General features: G+C 30.5%; 21 protein-coding genes. 17 read left to right on the top strand and 4 right to left on the bottom strand.

Annotated features, from left to right (window positions below; all coding sequences use genetic code 11):
• Window positions 1–8: 8 nt before the first annotated feature.
• Window positions 9–2,840, bottom strand: a complete 2,832-nt coding sequence (locus MYRA21_RS10955) for a TonB-dependent receptor (protein ID WP_052237536.1) — start codon at window positions 2,838–2,840, stop codon at window positions 9–11.
• Window positions 2,841–3,052: 212 nt separating this feature from the next.
• On the opposite strand from MYRA21_RS10955, the gene MYRA21_RS10950 reads away from it, so the two are divergent.
• The 8 genes from MYRA21_RS10950 (at window position 3,053) to MYRA21_RS10915 (ending at window position 10,029) form a co-directional block, all read left to right on the top strand.
• Window positions 3,053–4,474 (top strand): DUF3526 domain-containing protein, encoded by a 1,422-nt coding sequence (locus tag MYRA21_RS10950; protein WP_039329025.1) that lies wholly within the window; start codon window positions 3,053–3,055, stop codon window positions 4,472–4,474.
• A 1-nt stretch (window position 4,475) separates the two neighbouring features.
• The gene (locus MYRA21_RS10945) at window positions 4,476–5,819 is read left to right on the top strand and encodes a DUF3526 domain-containing protein (protein WP_039329023.1); all 1,344 of its coding nucleotides are present in this window, start codon (window positions 4,476–4,478) and stop codon (window positions 5,817–5,819) included.
• A complete protein-coding gene (locus tag MYRA21_RS10940) occupies window positions 5,813–6,508 on the top strand; it encodes an ABC transporter ATP-binding protein (RefSeq protein ID WP_039329021.1) in 696 nt (231 codons plus the stop codon). The genes MYRA21_RS10945 and MYRA21_RS10940 overlap by 7 nt, the downstream gene beginning before the upstream one ends.
• Window positions 6,509–6,610: 102 nt before the next feature.
• Complete coding sequence (locus MYRA21_RS10935; RefSeq protein WP_039329019.1) at window positions 6,611–7,546, top strand: alpha/beta fold hydrolase; 936 nt, start codon at window positions 6,611–6,613, stop codon at window positions 7,544–7,546.
• A gap of 71 nt (window positions 7,547–7,617) precedes the next feature.
• A complete protein-coding gene (locus MYRA21_RS10930) occupies window positions 7,618–8,184 on the top strand; it encodes a Crp/Fnr family transcriptional regulator (RefSeq protein WP_039329017.1) in 567 nt (188 codons plus the stop codon).
• 89 nt (window positions 8,185–8,273) lie between these two features.
• On the top strand, window positions 8,274–8,663 hold the full coding sequence (locus MYRA21_RS10925; RefSeq protein ID WP_039329016.1) for a RidA family protein: 390 nt from the start codon (window positions 8,274–8,276) through the stop codon (window positions 8,661–8,663).
• Window positions 8,664–8,806: 143 nt separating this feature from the next.
• A complete protein-coding gene (locus MYRA21_RS10920; RefSeq protein WP_039329015.1) occupies window positions 8,807–9,181 on the top strand; it encodes an AraC family transcriptional regulator in 375 nt (124 codons plus the stop codon).
• Between the two features lie 92 nt (window positions 9,182–9,273).
• Window positions 9,274–10,029: an SDR family oxidoreductase gene (locus MYRA21_RS10915; protein WP_039329014.1), complete on the top strand. Its 756-nt coding sequence runs from the start codon at window positions 9,274–9,276 to the stop codon at window positions 10,027–10,029.
• Between the two features lie 100 nt (window positions 10,030–10,129).
• Here the strand turns inward: MYRA21_RS10915 and MYRA21_RS10910 are convergent, their stop codons facing one another.
• Window positions 10,130–10,987: a LysR family transcriptional regulator gene (locus tag MYRA21_RS10910; RefSeq protein ID WP_039329013.1), complete on the bottom strand. Its 858-nt coding sequence runs from the start codon at window positions 10,985–10,987 to the stop codon at window positions 10,130–10,132.
• Window positions 10,988–11,078: 91 nt separating this feature from the next.
• Here MYRA21_RS10910 and MYRA21_RS10905 point away from each other — a divergent pair, with 91 nt between their 5' ends.
• From MYRA21_RS10905 to MYRA21_RS10890, 4 genes are all read left to right on the top strand, one after another.
• Entirely contained in the window at window positions 11,079–12,056 is a 978-nt protein-coding gene (locus tag MYRA21_RS10905) for an alpha/beta fold hydrolase (RefSeq protein WP_198032301.1), read from the top strand.
• A 25-nt stretch (window positions 12,057–12,081) separates the two neighbouring features.
• The gene (locus MYRA21_RS10900; RefSeq protein WP_039329012.1) at window positions 12,082–13,059 is read left to right on the top strand and encodes a zinc-dependent alcohol dehydrogenase family protein; all 978 of its coding nucleotides are present in this window, start codon (window positions 12,082–12,084) and stop codon (window positions 13,057–13,059) included.
• A 133-nt stretch (window positions 13,060–13,192) separates the two neighbouring features.
• On the top strand, window positions 13,193–13,747 hold the full coding sequence (locus MYRA21_RS10895; RefSeq protein ID WP_039329011.1) for a Crp/Fnr family transcriptional regulator: 555 nt from the start codon (window positions 13,193–13,195) through the stop codon (window positions 13,745–13,747).
• Window positions 13,748–13,830: 83 nt separating this feature from the next.
• A complete protein-coding gene (locus MYRA21_RS10890) occupies window positions 13,831–14,631 on the top strand; it encodes an SDR family oxidoreductase (RefSeq protein ID WP_039329010.1) in 801 nt (266 codons plus the stop codon).
• Window positions 14,632–14,689: 58 nt separating this feature from the next.
• Here the strand turns inward: MYRA21_RS10890 and MYRA21_RS10885 are convergent, their stop codons facing one another.
• Window positions 14,690–15,598 carry an NAD(P)/FAD-dependent oxidoreductase gene (locus MYRA21_RS10885; protein ID WP_039329009.1) on the bottom strand — a complete coding sequence of 303 codons (909 nt, stop codon included), beginning with the start codon at window positions 15,596–15,598 and terminating at the stop codon, window positions 14,690–14,692.
• Between the two features lie 86 nt (window positions 15,599–15,684).
• Between MYRA21_RS10885 and MYRA21_RS10880 the strand changes: the two genes are divergently transcribed.
• Window positions 15,685–16,065, top strand: coding sequence for a Fur family transcriptional regulator (locus tag MYRA21_RS10880; protein WP_039329007.1), 381 nt, complete (start codon window positions 15,685–15,687; stop codon window positions 16,063–16,065).
• A gap of 4 nt (window positions 16,066–16,069) precedes the next feature.
• Here the strand turns inward: MYRA21_RS10880 and MYRA21_RS10875 are convergent, their stop codons facing one another.
• Window positions 16,070–16,381, bottom strand: coding sequence for a helix-turn-helix domain-containing protein (locus tag MYRA21_RS10875; RefSeq protein WP_052237535.1), 312 nt, complete (start codon window positions 16,379–16,381; stop codon window positions 16,070–16,072).
• Between the two features lie 140 nt (window positions 16,382–16,521).
• Between MYRA21_RS10875 and MYRA21_RS10870 the strand changes: the two genes are divergently transcribed.
• From MYRA21_RS10870 to MYRA21_RS10855, 4 genes are all read left to right on the top strand, one after another.
• On the top strand, window positions 16,522–17,469 hold the full coding sequence (locus MYRA21_RS10870; protein WP_039329005.1) for an ADP-ribosylglycohydrolase family protein: 948 nt from the start codon (window positions 16,522–16,524) through the stop codon (window positions 17,467–17,469).
• Between the two features lie 44 nt (window positions 17,470–17,513).
• On the top strand, window positions 17,514–19,154 hold the full coding sequence (locus MYRA21_RS10865) for a DUF262 domain-containing HNH endonuclease family protein (RefSeq protein WP_039329003.1): 1,641 nt from the start codon (window positions 17,514–17,516) through the stop codon (window positions 19,152–19,154).
• On the top strand, window positions 19,141–21,387 hold the full coding sequence (locus MYRA21_RS10860; protein WP_039329001.1) for a DUF262 domain-containing protein: 2,247 nt from the start codon (window positions 19,141–19,143) through the stop codon (window positions 21,385–21,387). The genes MYRA21_RS10865 and MYRA21_RS10860 overlap by 14 nt, the downstream gene beginning before the upstream one ends.
• A 364-nt stretch (window positions 21,388–21,751) precedes the next feature.
• On the top strand, window positions 21,752–23,896 hold the full coding sequence (locus MYRA21_RS10855; RefSeq protein WP_039328999.1) for an ATP-dependent endonuclease: 2,145 nt from the start codon (window positions 21,752–21,754) through the stop codon (window positions 23,894–23,896).

Raw genomic sequence — 23,896 nt, 5'->3', positions numbered from 1 at the left:
ACTTATTTTTAAAATAGTTTTGTTAACTCCAGACCAAAGAAAAATTGATTTCCTCTAACCACTTTCACTCCGGGAGTTCTTACAGCATCATGTAATGGATATGATCTAAACATATTATTTACATAAAACGAAACCCTTGTAGTTTTCCCCACTTCTTTAGTTAGGTTCAAATTGAACATGAACATGGGATTATAACTTTCCTTTAAATGCATCTTTTCATCTAGTGGTCTTACAAGAAGTTTATACTCTTCTTCAGGTAATGGGTTAGATGCTAAATCATACATCTGTCCATCTATCTTAGAAATGTATTTTATAGGCTTGTCATAATCTTTAAAACTATACCAATCAGACTCTTTCCAAATAGCCTCTGTTGTAAAGGTCATAACAAAGCCAATTTGAGGAATATGATGTACTAGCCTTAAACTAGTAGAAAAACGTTGGTTATTTACAACCCTGGAACCTTTTTGATAAACTCCAACATGGGTTCTTTCCTTAGGTCCTGTAGAACTATATCCATCAAAAAAAGAATAATTATTACTATAAGTTTGGGATTCTAAAAAACTTCCATTTAAATAAAATGAAGTTCTTATCTGGTTCCATTTTCCAAGATCAAAATCAAACTCTACTCCTTTTGACTTATATTCTAGATTATTTGTAGGCTGATAAAATGAAGCCAGTACAGGATTGCTTGAATCTAAATAAATCCCTTGATCATTTCTTTTATACTGTAAAAAATCAACTGGTTTAAAAGACGAAGGTAAGTACCCCATTGAGTATCCATTTTTCAAATGTTCTTTAAATAAAGTAACAACTAACCTTTTCTTATTAAGTTGAAAATCAAATGTAAACTCCGATTTTGTATTTCGAGCTACTTTTAAATCTTTATTGGTAGTATTAAATACTCTTGTTGTCGTTATAAAAAGTTGTTGATCTTCAGGAACATTATTTATTCCTAGTTCATTTATATTTATATATTCAAAATATGCTCTTTCAGGATACAAAAACTGTAATCCTGGAGATTTAACACCTACTCCATGACTAAAACGAATCAACAAGTTATTAGGAATCAAATCAAATGCTAAATTAAATCTTGGAGACCACTGCTCTTTTAATGTAGAATACTTATCATAGCGAAGCCCTGCGTTTATAAGAACATTGCGATTAAACACTTCAAACTCTATTTGATCTTCAGCAAAAAAAGAAAACTGATTTAAAAACGGAATATCATCATAAGATCTTGGTCGAAAACTAGCATTAAAAGCAGATAAATCTCTATAAGGTGGCGCAGTTGGTAAAAAAGTTTTTCCTTTTCCTTTATTACCATCTTTCTTATAATCAATCCCTAACAGCACATTATGAGTAAATATGCCTGTGGTTTTCTGAAGTGAACTTGTTAACTTACCAAAAAGATTAATCTCTTTACCATCTATATTATAAAATGCATTATAAGTACTCGGTAACATCATGGCATAATAATCTTCCTCGGTTTGATACTTATTAGAACCAACTATTAAATTACCATCAATATCATAAATATCTTTATTCCTATTAGACATAATACTACCGTCATACATAGTCATAGAATAAGGAGCTGTGGCTGAAGTATATTGTTGCCCATAAAAGCTCTTTTTTACCGTTTGACTATATCCCAAGACATATTTGATGTTTTTAAAAATATCTGAATTAAAGTAATAAGTACCGCTTATATTAAAAACCCAAGCAAGACTACTCCCTTTACTTTGTCTTTGGGTTATTAACTCATCATAATTTCTATATTGATGATCCTTTGATGAGGTAAGTTGTACCATCCAATTAGTCTTTAATCGATCATCTAAAAAGGACTGTTCATATTGAGTTCTAAACTGAAATCTTTCATAAGTTAAATAAGATTGTATTGGACTCTTTATGCTCTTGGCATAGTCAAAATTTGTAGTTAGAACTCCTAATTTATCTGATAGTTTTTCACCTTTTAACACAGAAAACTGATAAACATTAGGGTTTGTCTTAGCTGAAAACATCCAAGGTGTAATTCCTTTCTTTGTAGAGAAAAGAACAGCACCTGAGGTAAGATCTCCATACTGAGCTGAAGCTACACCTTTAATTATCTCAATAGATTCTATTGCATCTGTAGGAACATTTCTAGTATCTATACCTCCTAAAATACTAGCTCCTCCACCTAAAGAGGAGAGATTACCATCTACAGCAGGATTCATCATTTGCATATTAGCATTATTAGAAATAGGCATTCCATCTTGGATAATACTAGTCCCAAAAGAATTCATAGAATGCGTTGTACTACCGATATTTCTTATCGATATACTTCTATTGCTTTTTAAGTTTGGATTTGAAGTGATCCCTCCTGGAAGTAAACTCATCGCATCATTTAAGCTTAATGATTGCAGATGATCTAAACTTGCTCTGTTTATCTTAGTAGAGTGATCTTGCTTTTGAATATTTGAAACAACATGAATTTCCTCTAAGCGAAAATTATCATCTTTTAGTACCCACTCAAATTCAATATCACTAGTAACATCAATCAATGTATCTAAACTTACCTTTCCAACATAAGAGATCATAACTTGATGTTTTCCCTTAGGTAATTCTAAAGAAAATTCTCCCTTGTTATTTGAAAAAGTTTCAACACGACTAGGTAACGTATATACATAAGCTTGAGCTAAAGCTTCTTTTTGATTTTTACCTTCTTGCAATACTCTGGCCTTGAGTTTATAGGTCTTAGTATTTTGAGCATAAATAGAATTTGTATATGAAATACCTATCAGTATTATTAAAAAACTAAACTGCTTAAATTTCATTTTGTTTATATAGCTAATTAATTTCATTTGCACGATTGATTTTAGATCGGGACAAAACTATATCTGAATAAAAAATCTACACTGACGAGATGCGAAATAATAAAGACGAGACGAGTAATACTTGCGATTATGGTGATTATAATTCTAATTCTATCAATTAGTTTTGTGTGTATAAGCTTTATAAAAACAATCGTAAAGAGCTTATCAACAAAAATGAAAATTCATAAACTACTTTTTTAATGACTGAACTAATCACTAAAAAAACCTTTAGAGATATTATACGCAAAAAACAAAATCTCTTTATTCTCTTAGGAGTTTGGCTAATATCTATCCTAAGTTGTTTTATCAATTACACTCAATTTACTACCCATGCTACCTCTGTTGAAGCTCATCGTGTTGAAGTAAGGGAAAAATGGGAAAATAGACCTGATAAACACCCCCATAGAATGGCACATTACGGCTACCTTGTTTTTAGGCTTGCTCATCCAATGAGTATATTGGACAAAGGGTTAGACGACTATCTAGGAAATATAATATTCTTAGAAGCTCATAAGCAAAATACGGCAAACATTTCAGAAGCTAATAGCTCAGGGGTTCTTGTACGGTTTGGCGTATTTACCCCTGCTTTTATCTTACAAGTCTTGCTCCCTCTTATTATTTTCTTTGTTGGTTTTAATCTAATTACCAAAGAAAAAGAGGACAATACGTTAAAATTGTTAAGTATTCAAGGAGCCTCAAAAAAGGCTATTATTTTCGGTAAAGTAAAGGGATTGTGGCATTACGCTCTTCTACTTTCTATACCTATATTTCCAATACTAATTGGACTGATAAGCTACAGTTATTTAAGTACTTTTTCTGATATTCTGTTTCGAAGTTTACTGATTCTATTTTCTTATGCTTTATTTTACTTTTTGCTAAGTTCAATTGTTGTAGGAATCTCGACACTAAGTAAAAACTCATCCATAGCATTGATTAACCTAATTACCATCTGGCTTTTGATGTCAATTATTCTACCTAAAGCAGTACAATATACCGCTCAAATTAGTTATCCAATTGAATCAAGGATTGCCTTTGAATCCAAACTTGAAAAAGAGATTCTAAAAGTTGGTGATAGTCACAATCCCAATGACCCTTACTTTTCTCACATCAAAGACTCTTTATTAAATCATTACAATGTTGACAATGTAAATAAACTTCCCTTTAACTATGGAGGTTTTATAATGAAACAAGGCGAAAAAATCAGTACGGGTATTTACAATGCAAAAATGAAAGAACTAGAAGATACTTTTGAAAAGCAATACCAAATCACCCAATACTCTAGTTATTTTAATCCAATGACAGCCATTAAAAGCTTTTCAACCACAGTTTGTGCAACAGATTATTATGCTTATAAGATGTTTCAAAACCAAGCAGAAGAATACCGCTACAAACTAGCTCAATATATGAATGACTTACAAATAGAACACATCAGTAATGACAAATCTAAAAACGAAATTATTAGTCAAGAAAACTGGAAGAACCTTCCTGACTTTAAATATCAATATACAGGACTATTAACTAGTTTACAAACTCAATTAACCACTTGTTTTTCCCTAGTCTTTTGGTTTGCAATAAGTCTTTTAATCATACTCCTAAGTATCAAAAAACTCAAATTCAATTAAGATGAATAAGTACTTATATAAACAATTTTTTCAAAATAAAGTGTATGTTTTTTCACTAATACTACTATTTTTTCTTGGAATATTATCCATACATACTGGAGTTACATTCCTTGAAAAAAACAATCAATTAATACAAGATGCTACTGAATATCAAGAGCAAAGCATTCAAAAAAACACAGCGCACGAAACACATATTGGATCTACTCTTTACTATATAAAATTCCATTTATTTAACGAACCTAGTAAATTAACAGCACTTAATATTGGTATGAGAGATTTTACACCAAGTGTAAAAGGAGTAACTATCCGAAATTTAGAAGAGCAGAAATACAATACCGATTTCTATAACCCTACAAGCGCACTAGCTGGAAATTTCGATTTTAGCTTTGTACTTATCTTCCTTTTTCCACTTATTATAATTGCTATTAATTTCAATATTCTATCACAAGAAAAGGAAAGTGGTACATTGAAACTATTGTCTTTACAAAGTGGAAATATAAAAAGAATAATAGATACTAAGCTAATAATAAGATTCCTATCTATTAGTTCTCTCTATTTTCTATTGCTACTAATTGCTAAATTTTGGATTCAAATTCCATTTGACAAAGCTTTTAACTTACTTATTTTACTTGGCTTTTTATACATTATATTTTGGTTTGCATTATGCCGTTTTATAGTAGCTAACAATAAGAGTACTTCGTACAATGCGCTTGCTCTAATTCTTATTTGGATAGCAATGAACTTTATTGTTCCGATGGTGAGCTTTGTTCTAATTCAAAAAATGTATCCTATCAAAGAAGCATTACAAACTGTTATAGAACAAAGAGATGGTTATCACAATAAATGGGACGAACCTCAAAAAAAAACAATAGATAAATTTCATAATATATATCCTCAATTTAAAACTAATGATACCATTTTTAATAATGATTTCAATTGGAAATGGTATTATGCAATGCAACATCTAGCGGATGTAGAATCAATGAAATCTTCTATTGCTTATCAGAGCAAAATAAAGGCAAGAAATAATGCTGCTAAACTAATAGGTTATTTTATTCCAAGTATACACGCCCTAACACTTTCAAGTGAACTAGCCTTATCTGATCAAAACAATATACTTGCTTATGAAAACAAACTAAAGGATTTCCATCGCCAGAAACGTTTGCATTTTTATCCCTTAATTTTCTCTAATCAAAACAGTACTGTAGAGAATTGGAACAATCACAAACTAGAAAAATTCAAAGCACAATCAAACGTTTCAATTATCCAGCTAGTATTGCCCCTACTTCTTATCATTACTATTTTACTGATTATCTCACATAAAAAACTAAAAAAATTATGTTAAAAGCAACCAACCTACATAAAAAATATGACAATAACATAGCATTACATAGCTTGAATATAGAACTCAAAAAAGGTGAAGTCTATGCTTTACTTGGTCAAAATGGAGCAGGAAAAAGCACAACTATTAATATATTTTTAGGTTTTATAAAACCAACATCTGGAGAAGCTTTTATAAATGGGATATCTGTTATAGAGAATCCACAATTAATAAAAAAAGACATTGCTTATATACCCGAAACAGTTATGTTATACCCCGAACTAACTGGAATTGAGAATTTAGATTTCTTTAGTAAAATTGCTGGTTTTTCTTACTCTCAGAAAGAACTCATCGATTTTTTAATACTAACGGGACTACAAGAATCTGCACATCATAGAAAACTTAAAGGATACTCAAAAGGAATGAGACAGAAAGTAGGAATTGCCATTGCAGTTGCTAAAAACGCTAAAGTGCTGTTTTTAGATGAACCAACAAGCGGACTTGATCCAATTGCTACAAATGAATTTAATGAACTTATCTGTAAACTTGGCCGTGAAGGAAAAACCATTTTTATGGCCACCCATGATATTTTCAATGCTACTAAAGTCTCTACAAAAATAGGTATCATGAAGCAAGGAAAACTGATACAACAATTAGATTCTAAAGATTTTACACCTGATGAATTACAGGAATTATACATAAAAACTATATAAATTAGTTAGGTAAAAAAACGGATTATAATAAGTTATAATTCGTTTTTTTTATCTTTATTTATTTTATTTAAATTTAGTCTTAATAAATCATAATATAAAGTCATGAGATATTCTTCTTATAAAAACATTGGAGTTCTACTCTTTTTTCTAATTCAACTATTTTCATTTGAATTATTCGCTCAAACAAGTACAGAATATTTTGCAATTGAAAATACTCCACTATACCAAATTAAAACTAGTGATGTCAACTTAGCGATACGCTATAAAAAAGGCCAAGGTATCCCTATAGTTTTTATACACGGATCATGGGATGATCATAATTCTTGGTTACCTGTGGCCGAAGAGATAAACAAAACAGCTTCTAACCCTATAATTTTATATGATAGAAGAGGACATAGTGCTTCTTCTGCTGATAAAGAGCAAGGTACAATATCAATAGATGTTCAAGATGCTTTATCCTTACTTGATGCTCTAGAGATTAAAAAAGCTCACTTTATTGGACACTCTTATGGAGCAAATATAACTATTGAATTAGCCAACAATCATCCTGATAGAGTTGAGAGTATTGTCCTATATGAACCACCAATTTTTGGAATATTAAAAGGAAGGTCTGAGTATAAAGACATGCTTTCAGAAATACAGACCGAAATGCAAAAAAGTAAAAATTTACTTGAACAAGGACACATTGAACAGGGAACCTTTAATTTTATTGAAAAAGTAGCCTTTGGAAAAGGTAGTTGGTATTCTGTTTTTGATCAAAGAGCCAGAAATACCATGACAGCTAGTTATGCTACTTGGCTTGATCAAGCAAATGACCCTGAGCGTTTAAATATTAAACCCGGGAACCTTAATCAATTTAAAGGTAAAATCACTTTAATTACAGGAAGTGATTCCATTTTAGTGTATCCAGCTGTTGCAAAAACAATAAAACAGAAAGTTAATTCAATAGAGCTACAGACTATTCAAGGTGCAGGTCATGGAGGACCTATTTCTCATCCCAAACAAACTGCTGATTTAATTAGTAAACATTTAGAATAACTATAGTGATATACTTATGTATCTTTACTTTGTAACTTTAAAAAAATCACTCTCAAACTGAAGCAAATTATATGACCAACCTTCTTAAAACACAAATAGAACAAGTAGTACTAGTAACAGACGGTGATTTTGACTTTATCTTGTCTTGTTTTATTTTTAAAAAATATAAGAAACATCAGTTTTTAATTCAAGAAGGAGAGCCTGTGCCCTATTTATTCTTTATAGATAAAGGTCTATTAAAGCTTGTTTATACTGATGATAATGCCAAAGAGCATATCATTGACTTTGCAATGGAAGGTTGGTGGGAAACAGATCTAAAAGCATTCTACAGCCAATCTCTAGCAAGCATGAGTTTAGAATGTATTGAAGATACGCAAGTCTATGCTTTGGATTTAGAAGGTTATAATAAACTAAGAAAAGAACTTCCTGTGATAAATGAATTCTTTTTAGATAAAACGCACAAAGGTTTTATTGCTGCGCAACAGCGTATTTTATCCATGATGAAAAACAATACTACAAAGCGGTTCTTTGAACTTCAAGAACGCTTTCCTGGTATTATGCAACGTGTTCCAAAATCTCTTTTAGCAGCCTATCTTGGAGTTTCAAGAGAAACACTAAGTCGATTGGATCTAAAGTGATTTAGCTCACTTTAAATTTGTGATATACATCAACATCTTCTTCTAAGGTTTAATAGCAAATTTGCTCTGTAACTAAATAAGAATACAAGATGATAAAAACAACTATTAATCCTTGGCAATGGCAATTCGAGCGTAATTACGCTCAAGCAATAGAAGTAAAAAATGCTCAAAGTACACTTTACTGTTCTGGTCAGGTAGCTATTGATCAAAATGGAATCTCAAGTAACGCTGATATGAAAACGCAGCTTTTACTTTGTATTGAAAACTTAGAAAAGGTAATTAAAACAGCTAATTACTCCCTTGAGGGTATTGTTAGATTAAATATCTATACAACTTCTACCTCTGAACTAATGCAGCATTTTCCCATTTTACAAGAGTGGCTTGTTAAACACAAAATTCAGCAAGCAACAACAGTACTTGAGGTAAAAGGACTCTTTGAAAGTCTAACTGTAGAACTCGAGGCTACAGTTGTAAAATAGGTTTTATAAACAGATGCTATGACTTTATAGCATCTGTTTTTTTATAGTGTTAAATCTAGTTGATACATATCAATAAAGATGTTTATTTTATCATGACCAATTAAAAAACATAGTAACTTTATATTTTATAAGTTTAATAACACATGACTAAAATTAATACCGAAATTTCTAAACGAGGAGATGAAATCAAACAGATCTATTTTGATTATTTAGATAAACATATTAATGAAGTTGTTGCAGGTATTGCTTTCAGTTTTAAAGAAATCAATCAAATTGCAGATGATTTAGCTATATCACATACACATTTAACCGATACCATACAAAAAGAAACAGGCAATCATCCTTGTCATTTTTATGATTTAAAGATTATTGATAAAGCCAAAGAGATGATTGTAAATACAGACTATTCCATCGCAGAAATTGCTCGAATTCTAACCTATGACCCTTCTAATTTTTCAAAATTTTTCAAAAATTTTACAGGATTAACACCAGGAAACTATAGAAAAGAAAATACATAAAAATACAATTCCCGAAAAGTTCACCATGTTATTGTTTTTAATTCATATCATATTTACAGAATCAATTGTAAAACATTTAAAATCAAACAACAATGACAAATAATAATCTAAAAGGAAAAGTAGTATTAATTACAGGTGGAGCTAAAAATCTTGGTGGTTTACTAAGTAGAAATTTCGCATCAAAAGGTGCTAAAATAGCGATTCATTACAATAGTGATAGCAGTAAAATAGAAGCCGAAAAGACACTTTCGGATATTCATAAGCTTGGAGGTGAAGCTTTTTTATTCCAAGCTGATTTAACTAAAGTAGAAAACATAGCTACTTTTTTTCAAGAAACTAAAAATCGTTTCGGAGGTATTGATATTGCAATAAATACAGTTGGGATGGTACTTAAAAAATCATTTTTAGAAACAACGGAAAAAGAATACGATAGCATGTTTGATATCAATTCCAAAGTAGCCTACTTTTTCATACAAGAAGCTGGAAAGCATTTAAATGACAATGGTAAAATCTGTTCAATAGTTACCTCTCTACTAGCCGCTTATACAGGCTTGTACTCTACTTATGCTGGAGCCAAAGCACCTGTTGAGCATTTTACTAGAATGGCTTCAAAAGAATTTGGATCAAGAGGAATTTCTGTAACAGGTGTAGCTCCTGGTCCTATGGACACTCCATTTTTTTATGGTCAAGAAACAGAAGATGCTGTTGCTTATCACAAATCGGCATCTGCTTTAGGTGGATTAACCAAAATAGAAGACATTGCTCCTCTTGTTGAATTTTTAGTTACTGATGGTTGGTGGATCACAGGGCAAACCATTTTTGCCAATGGAGGATATACAACTAGATAATGAATAATTTAAAAGGTGTTTAAGATTTGTTTTAAACACCTTTTAAAAATGTGATTATCACATCCTTGTTTTTATACTATTATCTTAGTTATATCAAACTTTACAAATACATATCAATAAAACTTTGAAGCGCTTTTGAAGGAGCTTTGTCTTTTCTATAGACAAGTAAAGTGGTCATCGTTCCTAATTGCTTACTAAGAGGATAGGTGCATATTTTTCTGTTTTGATAGTACTGTGATATAATCTCTTCAGGTAGCAGACTAATACCAAGTCCTGCTTCTACAAAGTTTATAATCCCCTCTATAGAGTTAAGCTCAATGCTCTTATAATTATGTACTCCTTTGTGAGTAAACCACGACTCTAAACGCTCTCTGAAAATACAACCATTGTCAAATACAATGCTCTTTAATGGCTCTTGTGTAACTAGTTTGTTTAAACTTGGTTGTTTTGATGAAGCTAAAATAACAAGCTGTTCTTCTTTAATCTTTATTTGCTTTAACCCATTTGTATTAAGGGGAGCAGAAACAAAAGCAGCGTCGAGCTTATAGTTTAAAACATCAGAAATAAGTACATCTCTGTCTTCTGATTTAAACTCTAATTCAATATTGGGATACTTCTGTGCAAAAGAAAGTAATATCTCAGGAGCTTTTAATGCCATTGTGGTTTCCATACACCCAATAGCTAAATGTCCTGTTACAATATCACTGCTTTTTATTTCATTTTTAGCCTCTTGAACTAAATGCTGAATTTGCTTGGCATAATGCATTAATATCTTTCCTTCTTCTGTTAGATCAACCTTGCGAGATGTTCTTAAAAAGAGTTTGGTGTCAAACTCCTCTTCTAAGCTTTTAATTCTAGCTGTAACATTAGATTGAACAGTAAACATTAGATCAGCAGCTTTGGTAAAGCTACCACTCTGGGCTACTGCCTCAAATATTTTTAAATCGTTTGTATTCATTTTAAAATCACTTTTTATGATTTATTAAATCATAATTAATCGTTTTTAGCAATCAAATATCCGATATATTTTTGACAAACAAAATAACAAGATGAAAAAATCAATAACAAAACTACTAGTTGCTACGCTATTAACCTTTAGTCTGACTAGTATTTCAAATGCTTATGCACAATCAAATTTAATTTCAAAGAATCAAATCATGAAAAACCATTCAATTCACTATCGCTTTATTAAAGTTGATGGATTAAATATCTTTTATAGAGAAGCAGGAGACCCAAACAAACCTACCCTTCTACTCTTACATGGATATCCTACATCTTCCCATATGTTTAGAAATTTAATTCCTATTCTAAGTAAACAGTATCACATTATAGCACCTGACTTACCTGGTTTTGGATTTTCTGATGCTCCAGATCACAAGACGTTTAACTACACTTTTGATCACTTAGCTCAAGTCATGCAATCTTTTATTGAGCAAGTACAACTAAAACAATTTGCTCTATATGTATTTGACTACGGAGCTCCTGTTGGGTTTAGATTAGCTGTAAATAATCCAGAGAAAATAACTGCACTTATCTCTCAAAATGGAAATGCTTACAAGGAAGGGCTAAGTACAGAATGGGATCCAATACAACGTTATTGGCAAGACTCTTCAGATGCAAACCGAAAAGCACTACATGGTTTTGTTGCCAAAGAAGCTATTTGGTTTCAGTACCACCAAGGAGTTAAAGATCCTTCTTTAATTGCCCCTGAAGCCTACACTTTGGATCAAAAGTTCTTAGATAGACTTGGGAATATAGAAATTCAATTAGACCTTGTTAAAGACTATAAAACAAACGTAGCCCTTTATCCTAAGTTCCAAGAGTACTTTAGAACCTATCAACCAAAGACTTTACTTGTTTGGGGAGATAAGGATCCTTATTTCTTACCTGAAGGAGCTAAAGCTTACAAAAAGGACTTACCAAATGCTACTTTAAAATTCTATGACACAGGTCACTTTGCTTTAGAGACTCATGTAGATGAAATTGCAGCAGAAATACTTGAGTTTTTAAATACACTATCAAATTAATTTATAATCATAAAAAAAATACACAATGAAAGCAGCCATATTAGAAGAATTTGGACCAGTTACTAACTTTATAATAAAAGAAGTACCTATTGCAAAACCTAAATTTAAAGAAGTACTCGTAAAAGTACTTGCAACATCAATTAATCCATTAGATTATCAGATCCGTCGTGGAGATTATAAAAATGAGTTATCCCTACCTGTTATCACAGGGCATGATGTCTCAGGGGTAATTGTAGAACTCGGACAAGGAGTTGAAAATTTTAAAGTTGGAGATGAAGTATATTACTCACCTGAGATTTTTAATGAACCTGGAAGCTATGCACAATATCACTGTGCATCTGAATCTATTATTGCCTTAAAACCTAAAAACATTAGTCATTTAGAGGCTGCTACCCTTCCTTTAGCCGCTGGTACAGCTTGGGAAATGTTAGTAACAAGAGCCCAACTTAAAATCAATCAGACCATTTTAATTCATGGAGGTGCTGGTGGAGTTGGAATACCAACTATTCAAATAGCTAAAGCTATGGGAGCAACTGTCTTTACAACAGCTAGAGATGTACATCATGACTTTCTAATTAAACTAGGAGCTGATTATGTGATTGACTATACCAAGGAAAATTATATTGATCGTATCAATGAACTAACGAACAATCAAGGAGTAGATGTAATTATTGATACCATTGGAGGAACAACACTTACTGATAGTGGAAAAGTTCTAAGTCAACTTGGCCAAGTAGTTACACTTGTTGATATCACCCAGCCTCAAAACCTTATTGAAGCTTGGGGTAAAAATGCGACCTATCACTTTGTCTTTACAAGACAAAATAGAAATAAATTAGATGAACTTACTAAACTTGTAGAACAAGGAAAACTAAAACCAATTGTAACTAAAGTATTCTCTTTAGAAGATATGGACAAAGCACATGATCTACTTGAAACAAGATCCGCAGATAAAGATTTTTATGGTAAGATTGCCATAGATGTTAAGCATCAAATTCTTTAATCCCCATAAAAGCAACTACTCTGTTCAAACAGTAGATCCCTCCTTCACTCCAATAATCATTATTTATAGTTTATTGGAGTGATTTTTTATATAGCATACAAATCATCTAGCAAGAAATAGTAACTTTACTTTAATGGAAGAATTCATCAACTTTTTAAGTCAATTTGGAGATTTTAGTGAATCTCAATTAAGCTTTATTTCTAGTAAGGCTTTGGAAGTTCAATTAGAGAAAGAGGATCATTTTATTGAATCTGATAAAGTTTTAAAACAAGTTGGTTTTGTTTTAGAAGGTATCTTTAGAATTTACTATTACAATGATCAAGAAAAAGAAATCACTAAAATCTTCTTAGAAGAGAATCATTTAATTTCAAACTTAAAAGAAAACATCTCTACTGAATATATACAAGCAGTGACCTTTTGTAAACTTGTTGTATTTTCAAATTGTGATTGGAAAGAAATTCTTTTAGAAATTCCAACGCTTGAGCAAGTAGTTCAAGAAATAAATAGACAAGCACTTTTGGTAAAACTTCAGCGAGTAAGTCCACTGATTGCTCAAGATGCTACTACTAGATATTTAGAGTTTTTACAGAAGTATCCAACTCTTGTTAATCGAATACCTCTATCTTACATTGCTTCATACCTTGGTATTACACAGCAATCTTTAAGTAGAATTCGAAAAAACATATAGCTTTTCTTCTTTTTACCATATGGTAAATCTGTTGTTTTTTTATCTCTTAATCTTTGTAGAGTAATTTAAAAACAACTTAAAAAATGACACAAACTATTTTTATAACAGGTGCTTCCTCTGGTTTAGGAAAACAAACAGCAAAACTATTTGCAAGTAAAGGTTGGAGAGTTATTGCCTCTATGCGTCAACCTGAAAAAGAGACAGAGCTAAATCAACTATCCAATGTTTATCTTTTAAAGTTAGACCTTACCAACCCTTCTCAAATTTTGGAAGCAGCTAAAAAAGCGGAGGAAATAGCCCCAATAGATGTACTACTTAACAACGCTGCTTATGGATTAATCGGTCCTTTTGAAGCAATAACAGATGATCAGTTGTCTCAACAGATTAATACTAATTTCCTTGGTACTCTACTGGTAACAAAAGCCTTTTTACCCTATTTCAGAGCTCGTAAACAAGGAACTATTTTAACTGTTACCTCTTCAACAGCCAATATCCCCTATCCTTTTGTTTCTGTCTACGCAGCTACAAAATCAGCTTTGCAAAACTGGACAGAAGGGATGCGTTATGAGTTAAGTCAATTTGGAATTAAAATTAAAACAATACTTCCAGCCTATATGCAAACTAGTTTTGGAAGCAATGCTCAAATCGCTTCGCACCCAGATTATGATATCATATTTAATCAGTACTTAACAGCAATGAAGCAAGATTCAAGTGCTAAGCGTGATCTACCAGAAGATATTGCTACTGTGATATATCAGACAGTTATACAAGATAAAGATCAGCTTCATTATACAGCAGGAGATTTATCCACTCAAGAATACCAATGGCTTCAAGAAGAAGGAATTGAAAAAGTAATGGATACTATGCAAAAACGATTCTTTTAAAAGCTTTTTTATTTATAGGAAGATAAAACCGCAACGTAACTGTTGCGGTTTTTATGTTTTAGAATAGTTCTTCAGTTAGCTCTTTAACCACCATTGCCCCTGCCATAGAGCCACTAGCTACAGCAGCTGATACAGATCTAAACATGCTGGTATTATCGCCACAGGCATATACCCCATCAATACTTGTTTTTTGAAAAGCATCAACCTTGATATAACCAGTTTCTGTTAGTTCGCAACCTAAGTCTTTTGGAATTGGACAATGTTGCTCAAATGCTACAGCCGCATACATCGCTTGAACTTCTAATTTAGAATTATCTTTAAATACTATTGATTCAAGGTAACCATTTTGGTGCTTAATTGCTGTAATTGGAGTCTCAATAATTGCAATGTGATTTTTCGCTAACTTCTCTCGCTGTTCTATAGTAAAATCGGCTGAAGCGTTAGTTAATACAGTAATATCCTTTGTTAAATTACCAACTAAAGAAGCCATATGAACAGCCTTATCAGAATCTGCTAAAATAGCTGTTTTCTTATCCTTAAATTCATAGCCATGACAAAAAGGGCAGTGAATCACTGATATTCCCCAACAAGCTTCTATTTCTTTAATATCTGGCATAATATCTTTTATACCTGTAGCAAAAATTAATTTCTTACCGCTAAAAGTATCATTTAAATCTGTGGTGATTTCAAAACCGTTTAAGGTCTTTTTACCTGATACTGCTAATCCTTGGTAGAAAGATACAGTTTGATAGGCTAAAACCTGTTCTTTTGCTTTATTAGCTATTGCAAGAGGCGTTTGTCCATCTTGGGTAAGAAAGTTATGGGAATGTGGTGTTTGTCTATTACAAGGTAAACCACTATCAATAATTAAAACGGATTTTAATAAACGTCCTAATGCCATAGCAGCAGAAAGTCCTGAATAACTTCCCCCTACAATAATTACGTCATATTGATTTTTATAAGTCATAATCTAGTTTTTATTTAATGCAACTTAGTTGCAATAATAATGATTAAATTTGTAATTGCAACAATGTTGCATTATTATTTAACATCATGAAACAAACTAGAAATACACAAGCTAAAACTGAAATAGTAAAACTAATTGAAAACTCAGAAGTAGCCTTATCCCATGCAGAGATACTTACTACTTTAAATGGAATCTGTGATAGAGTAACGATCTACAGAGTACTTGATCGCTTAATTGAAGAAGGAGTTATACATAAAATAGCCACAGTAGAAGGTACAATCAAATATGCTATTTGCCATAATTGTTCCTTAGAAAAACACAATCATAATCACATTCACTTTACTTGTGAACGCTGTCAAACTACCACTTGTATGATTGATATAGAACCTTTGTTTACCTTGCCAAAAAACTATAAAATGAGAGCTGTCAATTTTACAGTATCTGGTATTTGTCCGGAGTGTAGTTAAGATTCTATTTACCTTTAATTAAGTTTCTATGCTTTATACCAAACTCAATTAAAGATTCTAAAACAGGATAACTCTCAAGAGCATGTTCTGTTAAGCGATAAGATACGGTAATTGGTTTAGTGGAATTAACTGTTCTAGTAATTAATAAATTATCTTCCAATTCCTGCAGTTCTTTAGACAATACCTTAGGAGAAATTCCCTTAGCGTGTTCTTGCAAATCCTTAAACCGCATTACTTCATTTGTATGAATATTATGAAGAATGCAAAATTTCCACTTCCCACTTAGTAATTCAATAGCATCTCTTAGTGCTAAAATTGTTTCTGTTACTAAGTATTTTGATTATTACCTTTAATAAGAAAGCTTTACAATTAAAACAAAGAATCTTATCTTAAGAGTTTGGGTTGCCATTTATATGATTTAATTTTGAGAAGCAATCTTTTAAAAACAAGTATAAAATGTCCAACTTAGCACAAGATATCCTATTCGGTGTAGCAGTAGCTGATGCTTTAGGAGTTCCTATCGAATTTAAGTTTCCAAATGAAATAGATATAGAATCTGTTAGAACTAATTATAAGAATGAGCCAAATAGATTAACAGGATTCGGCTCTTGGCATAAACCTATTGGAACCTTTAGTGATGATTCTTCTCTTACTTTTTGTACAGCTGAATACCTAGCTAATAAAGAGACTAATTTAGATAATCTTTTAGAGCGTTTCAAAGACTGGATGAAAGAAGGTTATTGGACTGCCGATGGAGATACTTTTGATATTGGAAGAACCACTTTATTTGCTATTGAAAATTACGCAAATGACTGTAATTGGAGAACAGCAGGACTAAGTACAGAACGCGACAATGGAAATGGGTCTTTAATGCGTATATCTCCTCTGCTCTTTCCACTCTTATATGATAAGAGTATTACAGATCCTTACAGCTATATTAGTAACTTTAGTAGTTTAACTCATGCACATAAAATAGCTATAGATAGCTGTTATATCTATCTTATCTATGCCAAACATCTTGTTTTAACCAAAGATGCACATCTGGCATATGAAAATCTTATACAAGACTTAGCTTCTATCTATCAGGAAAATGAATACTTTAAGCGTATCTTCTCTCCTAATTTTAAGGAAATTGACCCAAGTGAATTTAATAATAGAGGATTTGTAGTGGGAAGCTTAGAAATTGCTCTTCAAACTTTACTTACTACAAATAATTATGAAGAAGCTATTTTAAAAGTTATGTCTTTAGGTAAAGACACTGATACAAATGGAGCAATTACAGGAGCCTTGGCAGGTATTTTATATGGATTTGAGAGTATTCCTAAACATTGGATAGAGCCATTAAAAAGAAAAGAAAATATTCAAACATTAGCCAATCAATTAAAACTGAAGTACAACTCATAAGGATGTAAAAGATTCTTATTGAAACATTAAAAAAGAGATTTATTATGAGTGAAAAAATAAATATAGAAACCTATTTCAAAAAAGGATTATTTGTAATACCTGAATACCAAAGAGGTTATAAGTGGTCAGTAGAAACTAATAATACAAGTTCCTTAGAATTTTTTATTGATAGTTTAATCAATGCAAGTAATTTGAAGGAATATTTTATAGAGGCTGTGACAGTAGTTGAAGAAAATGGTAATATAATCTTAGTAGATGGACAACAAAGAACAACCTCCTTATATTTATTGTTTGCTGTACTTGAAGAGTTTGAATTAATAACAAACAAACTTAAATATGATATACGAGAGGATTCTCATAAATGGTTAAATAATCTTATTATCCATAATAATGAAGAATTTCAAAATATTGATACACAAGATATATTCTACTTTAATAAAGCTTTAGAATTGATTAAAGTAAAACTAAAAGAGAATAATACCGATAAACAAGAGTTTTTAAAATTTGTTAAACAACACGTCTTTCTACTATATAACCCTATTCCAAAAGAAAAAGCAATCAATACTTTTATTTCCTTAAATGGGTTAAAAGCCTTAATGAGAGACGAAGAGCTAATCAAATCAGAATTATTAATCAAATCATCAAGAATAGAAATTCAAACTCAATTAAGTACAGAAGAACAATTAGGATTAGAATGGAAAATCAATGAAGATAGAGGGACATTAGCGCGAAACTGGGATAAGTGGTTATACTGGTGGAATCGTTCTGATGTTAAAACTTATTTTAATACTGGAAATCGTCATCCGATGTATTACTTGCTAATTACATATGCAAAGATTAATTACAATACAAAAGAAACTATCAAAGACCTAACTTTTGATAGTTTCAAACATCAATTTATATCTAACTCATTGGATGCTAAAAAACATTTTGATGGTTTAAGAAAGTTGCAAAAAACTTTCGAAGATCTTTACCACAATTTTGAATCTCATAATTTTTTAGGCATTATACTAAAAACAAGTAACTCAAAGGAAGATGCTTTACATTACTTTTTAAACCCTTCAATTGATAAAAAATTATCTTTAGAAGATTACGCCAAATGGTCATTGGTAAGAGCAACTCATTTAGAAATTATAAATAATAATACTGAGAAAATAGAGAACAGCAATAGATTAGAAGAAATGATTGCTATTAAAAAAATAAAAGCCCAAGAGAGCATAAATCTTATAGATGAGAAATATGTTTATAGTACTCCAGATAATGAAGCATTTAATGACAATAGAAAAGAAATAGCTTTTCGTTTCTTACTATTAATGAATATTCTTGAAGATACTAAACTAAAAAGGAAATTTGATTTTTCAATTTGGAACAATCGTTCCTTAGAACATATTTATCCTAAGTCAAAAGCAAGTGACCTTAACTTTGAACAAGAAGCTTACAACCAAGCTAGCATACATTGTATAGGAAATTTAGTTTTACTATATGGAGATGACAATTCATCATTTGGCCCTAAAACATTCCTTGAAAAAAAGATGTCCTATTTTAATACTTCTGAGAAGTTTAAAAGTAGGCATCTATTACATACAGTTTCAGTTTTTGCAAATTCTCAATGGACTGAAAATAATATTACTGAGAATAAACAATCAATTATTAAACAACTAAACAACTATTATGAACTTAATTAATACTCAGGAATACTCTCTTTCACAACTGTTTTCAAATCCTTACCGCAAAATTATTATTCCAGACTTTCAAAGAGATTATTGTTGGGGTGACAAAACTCATGGAGAAAATAAAACAGATATTATAAGTGGTTTTTTAGATACGTTAATTGATGAATTTAATAACAATCGATACTCAGATGTATTACTTGGAAAAATAGATGTTTATCAACAACCTCTTAATCATATTTATTTGACAGATGGTCAACAAAGATTAACCTCTTTGTACCTTTTACTTGGAATGCTTTATAGAATTGAAAACAACGAAGAACAAAAACAAAAAATTAAACATTGTTTAATCACTGACTATGAAGAGCCTCATTTACAATATGCCGTTAGAGAAAGTACCGTGTTCTTTTTAAAAGATTTAATTTTAGATTTTTGCTTAGAAAAAAAAAACCTATTAAACGATAAATACAGTAATGCAAAACAAGAAGAATTAATTAACAATGAAGAGACTCTAATTGCTTATACTATTAAAAATCAATTATGGTATTTTAATGAATATGATCAAGACCCTTCAGTTATAAGTATGTTATTAACTTTAAGTGCAATTGAAAAGAAAAAAGACGCTCTACAAGTTGAGGGTTTCTCATCTTTTGTATTAGATAAACTTAAAATCCAATACTATGATGTTCAAAGTAAAAAACATGGTGAAGAACGTTTTGTTATAATAAATACAACAGGTAAAAATCTAACTGTATCAGAAAACATTAAACCAATATTACTAGCCAATATTCAAAATATAGATTTCTCTAAACAATGGGAAAACAGGGAAAACTATTTTTGGAAAAACAGAAACATCAATGAGAACATTGCTGATAATGGTGTAAATGATTTCTTAACTTGGTGTTTTCAAATTATTGGTCAGCAAGATGAGATCAACCTTATAAAACAAGCAAAACAAAGACTGAAAGAGAAAAAAAATGAACAGTATTTATTAGAAATACAAAGTTTATTCAATGCTTTAAACCAACTAATTAAATATCTTACAGATAAAAAATTTCAAACACAATTTCAATTTATAAATGATAATGAAGAAGTCAAAGACATAATTAATCTAAGAAATCTTAGTAGTGAAAAACAACATAATATATTACTCCCTTTGTTATCCTTTATTTCAAAGTTTCAAGATGCAAAAGAAGAGACTTATCTTTTTTTAAGAAGATTGCGTAAAAATTATTTTGATTTTAAATGGAATGACCGAAATAATAATTATGTTGACTGGCGCTATATATTACAAATGATTGAAGGTTCAAATAATATTGAACAGCTTTTACAATTTGATATTACTATTACTCCTATCACTTTAATCCAAAATATAAATCTAAATATCTGGTTTAACGAGGAAGAAAAAATTAAACTTAAACTATATACACATAGAGTAAATATTGAACATTGGGAAGATCATGAGTCATTTATGGGAGATTTGTCATTTTTATTCAAAGTACATGCTGTAAATATGGACAATACAGTTATTCCAATAATTAACTCTGATATGCCAATTGATTTTGAAAACTTAAAAAGAGAATTCAATAACTATCAATCTATAATAGGATTAATTAGTAACTGTGAAAATGCAGTCCAAAATATTCCTTTAGCTAATATGTTTAGGCTCTTTAGATTATTTATAGAGTGTAACAAAGTTGGACATATCTATAAAACTACTAGAGGGGAGTTTGAAGGTGTACTATTTTCCAACTTAAATAGGGAGCATTTTTCGAAAATTGAATTTTTAAAATTATTAAAAAACACTGATTTATTAACTTCTTGTATTACTTTTATCAAAAACAGAATCAAAGAGGATGATATTTTTAACCTAGAAATTTTCACAGTTGATAAATTTATCAAGGCATGGTTAACTCTAAAAGTATTTTATGCTAATGAAAAAAACACAATATTATCTTTTTATGACGCAAACGATACAGGAGTTTCTGCCTATATAGATAAAGATCGTAATAGATTGGTTAACACAGAAGAATTTTCTCTTAGTAATTCAATTTGTGGGTTTGCTGTACGAAGTGGTTTTGGAGCTGGTAATTATGTTCATTATACTAACGATACACTATGGTGTAACGCAGATATAATTGATACCCCTTTTTCAGCGATAGCTTATAAAGAAAAAGATAGAACTTTAGAACAGATAAAACAGAATAACGATACTATAAATTACATTATCAATACATTAATAGGATAATTTACATAGGTTCTAATAGTGTTTTAAGGAGTTAAACTCTATGACTTTAACTCCTTTTACTTAGCTTTTAACTTTTTATCTTACTTATCACCCCCTCTTTAAACCTAACATCTGGAAATTTACTTAATATCTATCTATAAAAACTTTTGTTGCATTTACGCCCCAATTTCTAACAATATAATAGCCAACATCATCAATTATAACTTCAGGTTTCATTTTAATTCTACGCTTCTAATTCTCACTTTTTACGACTTCATTCTTTGCCCAAAATTGTTTAACAATTCTTTTTTTTAACTACAGTTTATTACTTCTTTTACAAGATAGTTCTCACTATCTTTAAACAAACAACGTAATATATTTATAGATGTATATATCAAAAGTAACACTAGTCAACTATAGAAATTTTGCTAATGCTAATTTTCATTTTAAAAAAGGAATAAACACTATTATTGGAGAAAATGGCTCTGGAAAGACTAATTTATTTAAAGCAATCCGATTGCTTTTAGAAGATACTTCTTTGCCATATGCTTATAAACTAAGTGAAGGTGACTTTAATAGATCCTTGGGAAAAAATAACTGGAAAGGTCATTGGATTATAATTAGTATTGAATTTGATGAACTTAATGATGATGAAACCATTCAATCTTTATTTATTCATCAAGCTGGTATTGCTGAAGAAAATTTTGTAGAAAAAGCAACATACAATTTATTTTTTCGACCAAAAGCTGACATAAGACACAAGATGTCTGAGTTACACCCAGGAGATGTTCATGGGTTACAATCTCTACTTGAACATATAACAATTCAAGATCATTATGAAACTTTCTTTTCAGGAAAAAGTTCGGTTGATTTTAGTGATCCTGAAGTATACAAAGAACTTGTTGGTGATTTTGAGAATGTTATTTTTCCATCAAGTATAGATAGTTCAAGATTTGGAGCTAAAATTCCACATCAAATGTCTGTTGCTAAAGAAATCTCATTCACATTTATTCAAGCTTTAAGAGATGTTGTAAGTGATTTCCATAATAATAGAACAAATCCTTTACTTACGCTTTTAAAGAATAAAAGTGGAGAAATAAAAGAAGGAGATTATCAGCCCATCTCTGATTTAGTGAACAGTCTTAACCAAAACATTGAAACGCTTCCAGATATACAGAACATTAGAAATGATATTAAATCAACAATTCAAGATGCTGTAGGTCTTACCTACTCCCCTTCATCCTTATCTATAAAATCTAGTGTACCGAGTGAAGCAGAGAAATTGTTACAATCCTTAAAATTATTCATTGGAGAACCTGAAGAGGAATATGAAGGAGGAATAAATGAATTAAGTCTAGGAGGTGCTAATCTAATTTTTTTAACCTTAAAACTCTTAGAGTTTAAGTATCGAAAATCTAAAGATTCTTTCGCAAACTTTTTAATCATTGAAGAACCAGAAGCACATATCCACAATCATATTCAAAAAACTCTCTTTGATAAGTTAAACTATAGCGATACACAAATCATATATTCAACTCACTCAACACAAATTTCAGAAGTAAGTAATGTTGAAAAAATAAATATACTTGCGAAAAAACAAAATTTTGCAGAAGTATATCAGCCCTCAAAAGGGCTAGAAAAAGAAAATATAAATCAAATACAACGTTATTTAGATGCTGTAAGAACTAACCTCCTTTTTGCAAAAGGTGTAATTCTAGTTGAGGGAGATGCTGAAGAAATTCTAATTCCTATAATGATTAAAAAAACTTTAGGGCTTAGTCTTGATGAATTAGGTATTAGTTTAATAAATATTCGTAGTACAGGTTTTGAAAACGTAGCGCAATTGTTTCATGATGAGCGAATAAGAAGAAAATGCGCCATTCTTACAGATTTAGATTCTGCGATATGTGATACTACTATTCATGATGATGATAGTTCTACTATTAAAAAATACAAAAATAAAGTTGCAAATTCCGAAAAAAAAGGAGCTGAAAGAAAACTAAAATTAACTGATTTCACAAAAGATAATCAATGGATTGAAGTATTCTATTCAGATCATACATTTGAAGTTGATTTTATAAAAGCTGGAAATAGTTGGGAAGTAATACAGACTCTTGAGCAAGTATATAAAGATAAAGATACTGCAGAAATATCTAAAAAAGAACTTGAAAGTGAAGAGGTATCAAGCTATGGAAAACGTATACTAACAATGGCTAAGCAAGAAGGTAAAGGTTGGTTCGCTATAATGTTAGGAGACCATATTTTTTATAGAACAATATTACCTGAGTATATAGTTCACGCAGTTTTCTTTGCAAAAGAAAAGTTTACTTCTCATACTATATTAGATATAGTCCAGTATAGGATGAAAGAATATCTAAAAGAATATCCAAAATATGATTTTAAAACTTGTAAAGAAATACTTGAAAAATACAAGGAAAAAAAAGCTACTTTGATAGAACTAAAATCTCAATTAGAGTTAATTACCAAAGAGGAAGACCAAATATTAGCAATTCTTGATAAATTGAAATAA

Origin of the sequence: Myroides sp. A21, assembly GCF_000807225.1 — a bacterium.
GTDB lineage: Bacteria > Bacteroidota > Bacteroidia > Flavobacteriales > Flavobacteriaceae > Flavobacterium > Flavobacterium odoratimimum.
Note: the sequence above shows the minus strand (reverse complement) of the source record. Positions and strands in the feature narration are given on the sequence as shown.

Bases quoted from the DNA above. Each gene is read 5' to 3' on its own strand.
- MYRA21_RS10950 (WP_039329025.1), top strand. From the start codon at position 3,053: ATGACTGAACTAATCACTAAAAAAACCTTTAGAGATATTATACGCAAA.
- MYRA21_RS10940 (WP_039329021.1), top strand. From the start codon at position 5,813: ATGTTAAAAGCAACCAACCTACATAAAAAATATGACAATAACATAGCA.
- MYRA21_RS10930 (WP_039329017.1), top strand. From the start codon at position 7,618: ATGACCAACCTTCTTAAAACACAAATAGAACAAGTAGTACTAGTAACA.
- MYRA21_RS10920 (WP_039329015.1), top strand. From the start codon at position 8,807: ATGACTAAAATTAATACCGAAATTTCTAAACGAGGAGATGAAATCAAA.
- MYRA21_RS10935 (WP_039329019.1), top strand. From the start codon at position 6,611: ATGAGATATTCTTCTTATAAAAACATTGGAGTTCTACTCTTTTTTCTA.
- MYRA21_RS10880 (WP_039329007.1), top strand. From the start codon at position 15,685: ATGAAACAAACTAGAAATACACAAGCTAAAACTGAAATAGTAAAACTA.
- MYRA21_RS10870 (WP_039329005.1), top strand. From the start codon at position 16,522: ATGTCCAACTTAGCACAAGATATCCTATTCGGTGTAGCAGTAGCTGAT.
- MYRA21_RS10945 (WP_039329023.1), top strand. From the start codon at position 4,476: ATGAATAAGTACTTATATAAACAATTTTTTCAAAATAAAGTGTATGTT.
- MYRA21_RS10905 (WP_198032301.1), top strand. From the start codon at position 11,079: ATGAAAAAATCAATAACAAAACTACTAGTTGCTACGCTATTAACCTTT.
- MYRA21_RS10900 (WP_039329012.1), top strand. From the start codon at position 12,082: ATGAAAGCAGCCATATTAGAAGAATTTGGACCAGTTACTAACTTTATA.
- MYRA21_RS10885 (WP_039329009.1), bottom strand. From the start codon at position 15,598: ATGACTTATAAAAATCAATATGACGTAATTATTGTAGGGGGAAGTTAT.
- MYRA21_RS10860 (WP_039329001.1), top strand. From the start codon at position 19,141: ATGAACTTAATTAATACTCAGGAATACTCTCTTTCACAACTGTTTTCA.
- MYRA21_RS10955 (WP_052237536.1), bottom strand. From the start codon at position 2,840: ATGAAATTAATTAGCTATATAAACAAAATGAAATTTAAGCAGTTTAGT.
- MYRA21_RS10915 (WP_039329014.1), top strand. From the start codon at position 9,274: ATGACAAATAATAATCTAAAAGGAAAAGTAGTATTAATTACAGGTGGA.
- MYRA21_RS10865 (WP_039329003.1), top strand. From the start codon at position 17,514: ATGAGTGAAAAAATAAATATAGAAACCTATTTCAAAAAAGGATTATTT.
- MYRA21_RS10925 (WP_039329016.1), top strand. From the start codon at position 8,274: ATGATAAAAACAACTATTAATCCTTGGCAATGGCAATTCGAGCGTAAT.
- MYRA21_RS10895 (WP_039329011.1), top strand. From the start codon at position 13,193: ATGGAAGAATTCATCAACTTTTTAAGTCAATTTGGAGATTTTAGTGAA.
- MYRA21_RS10890 (WP_039329010.1), top strand. From the start codon at position 13,831: ATGACACAAACTATTTTTATAACAGGTGCTTCCTCTGGTTTAGGAAAA.
- MYRA21_RS10910 (WP_039329013.1), bottom strand. From the start codon at position 10,987: ATGAATACAAACGATTTAAAAATATTTGAGGCAGTAGCCCAGAGTGGT.
- MYRA21_RS10855 (WP_039328999.1), top strand. From the start codon at position 21,752: ATGTATATATCAAAAGTAACACTAGTCAACTATAGAAATTTTGCTAAT.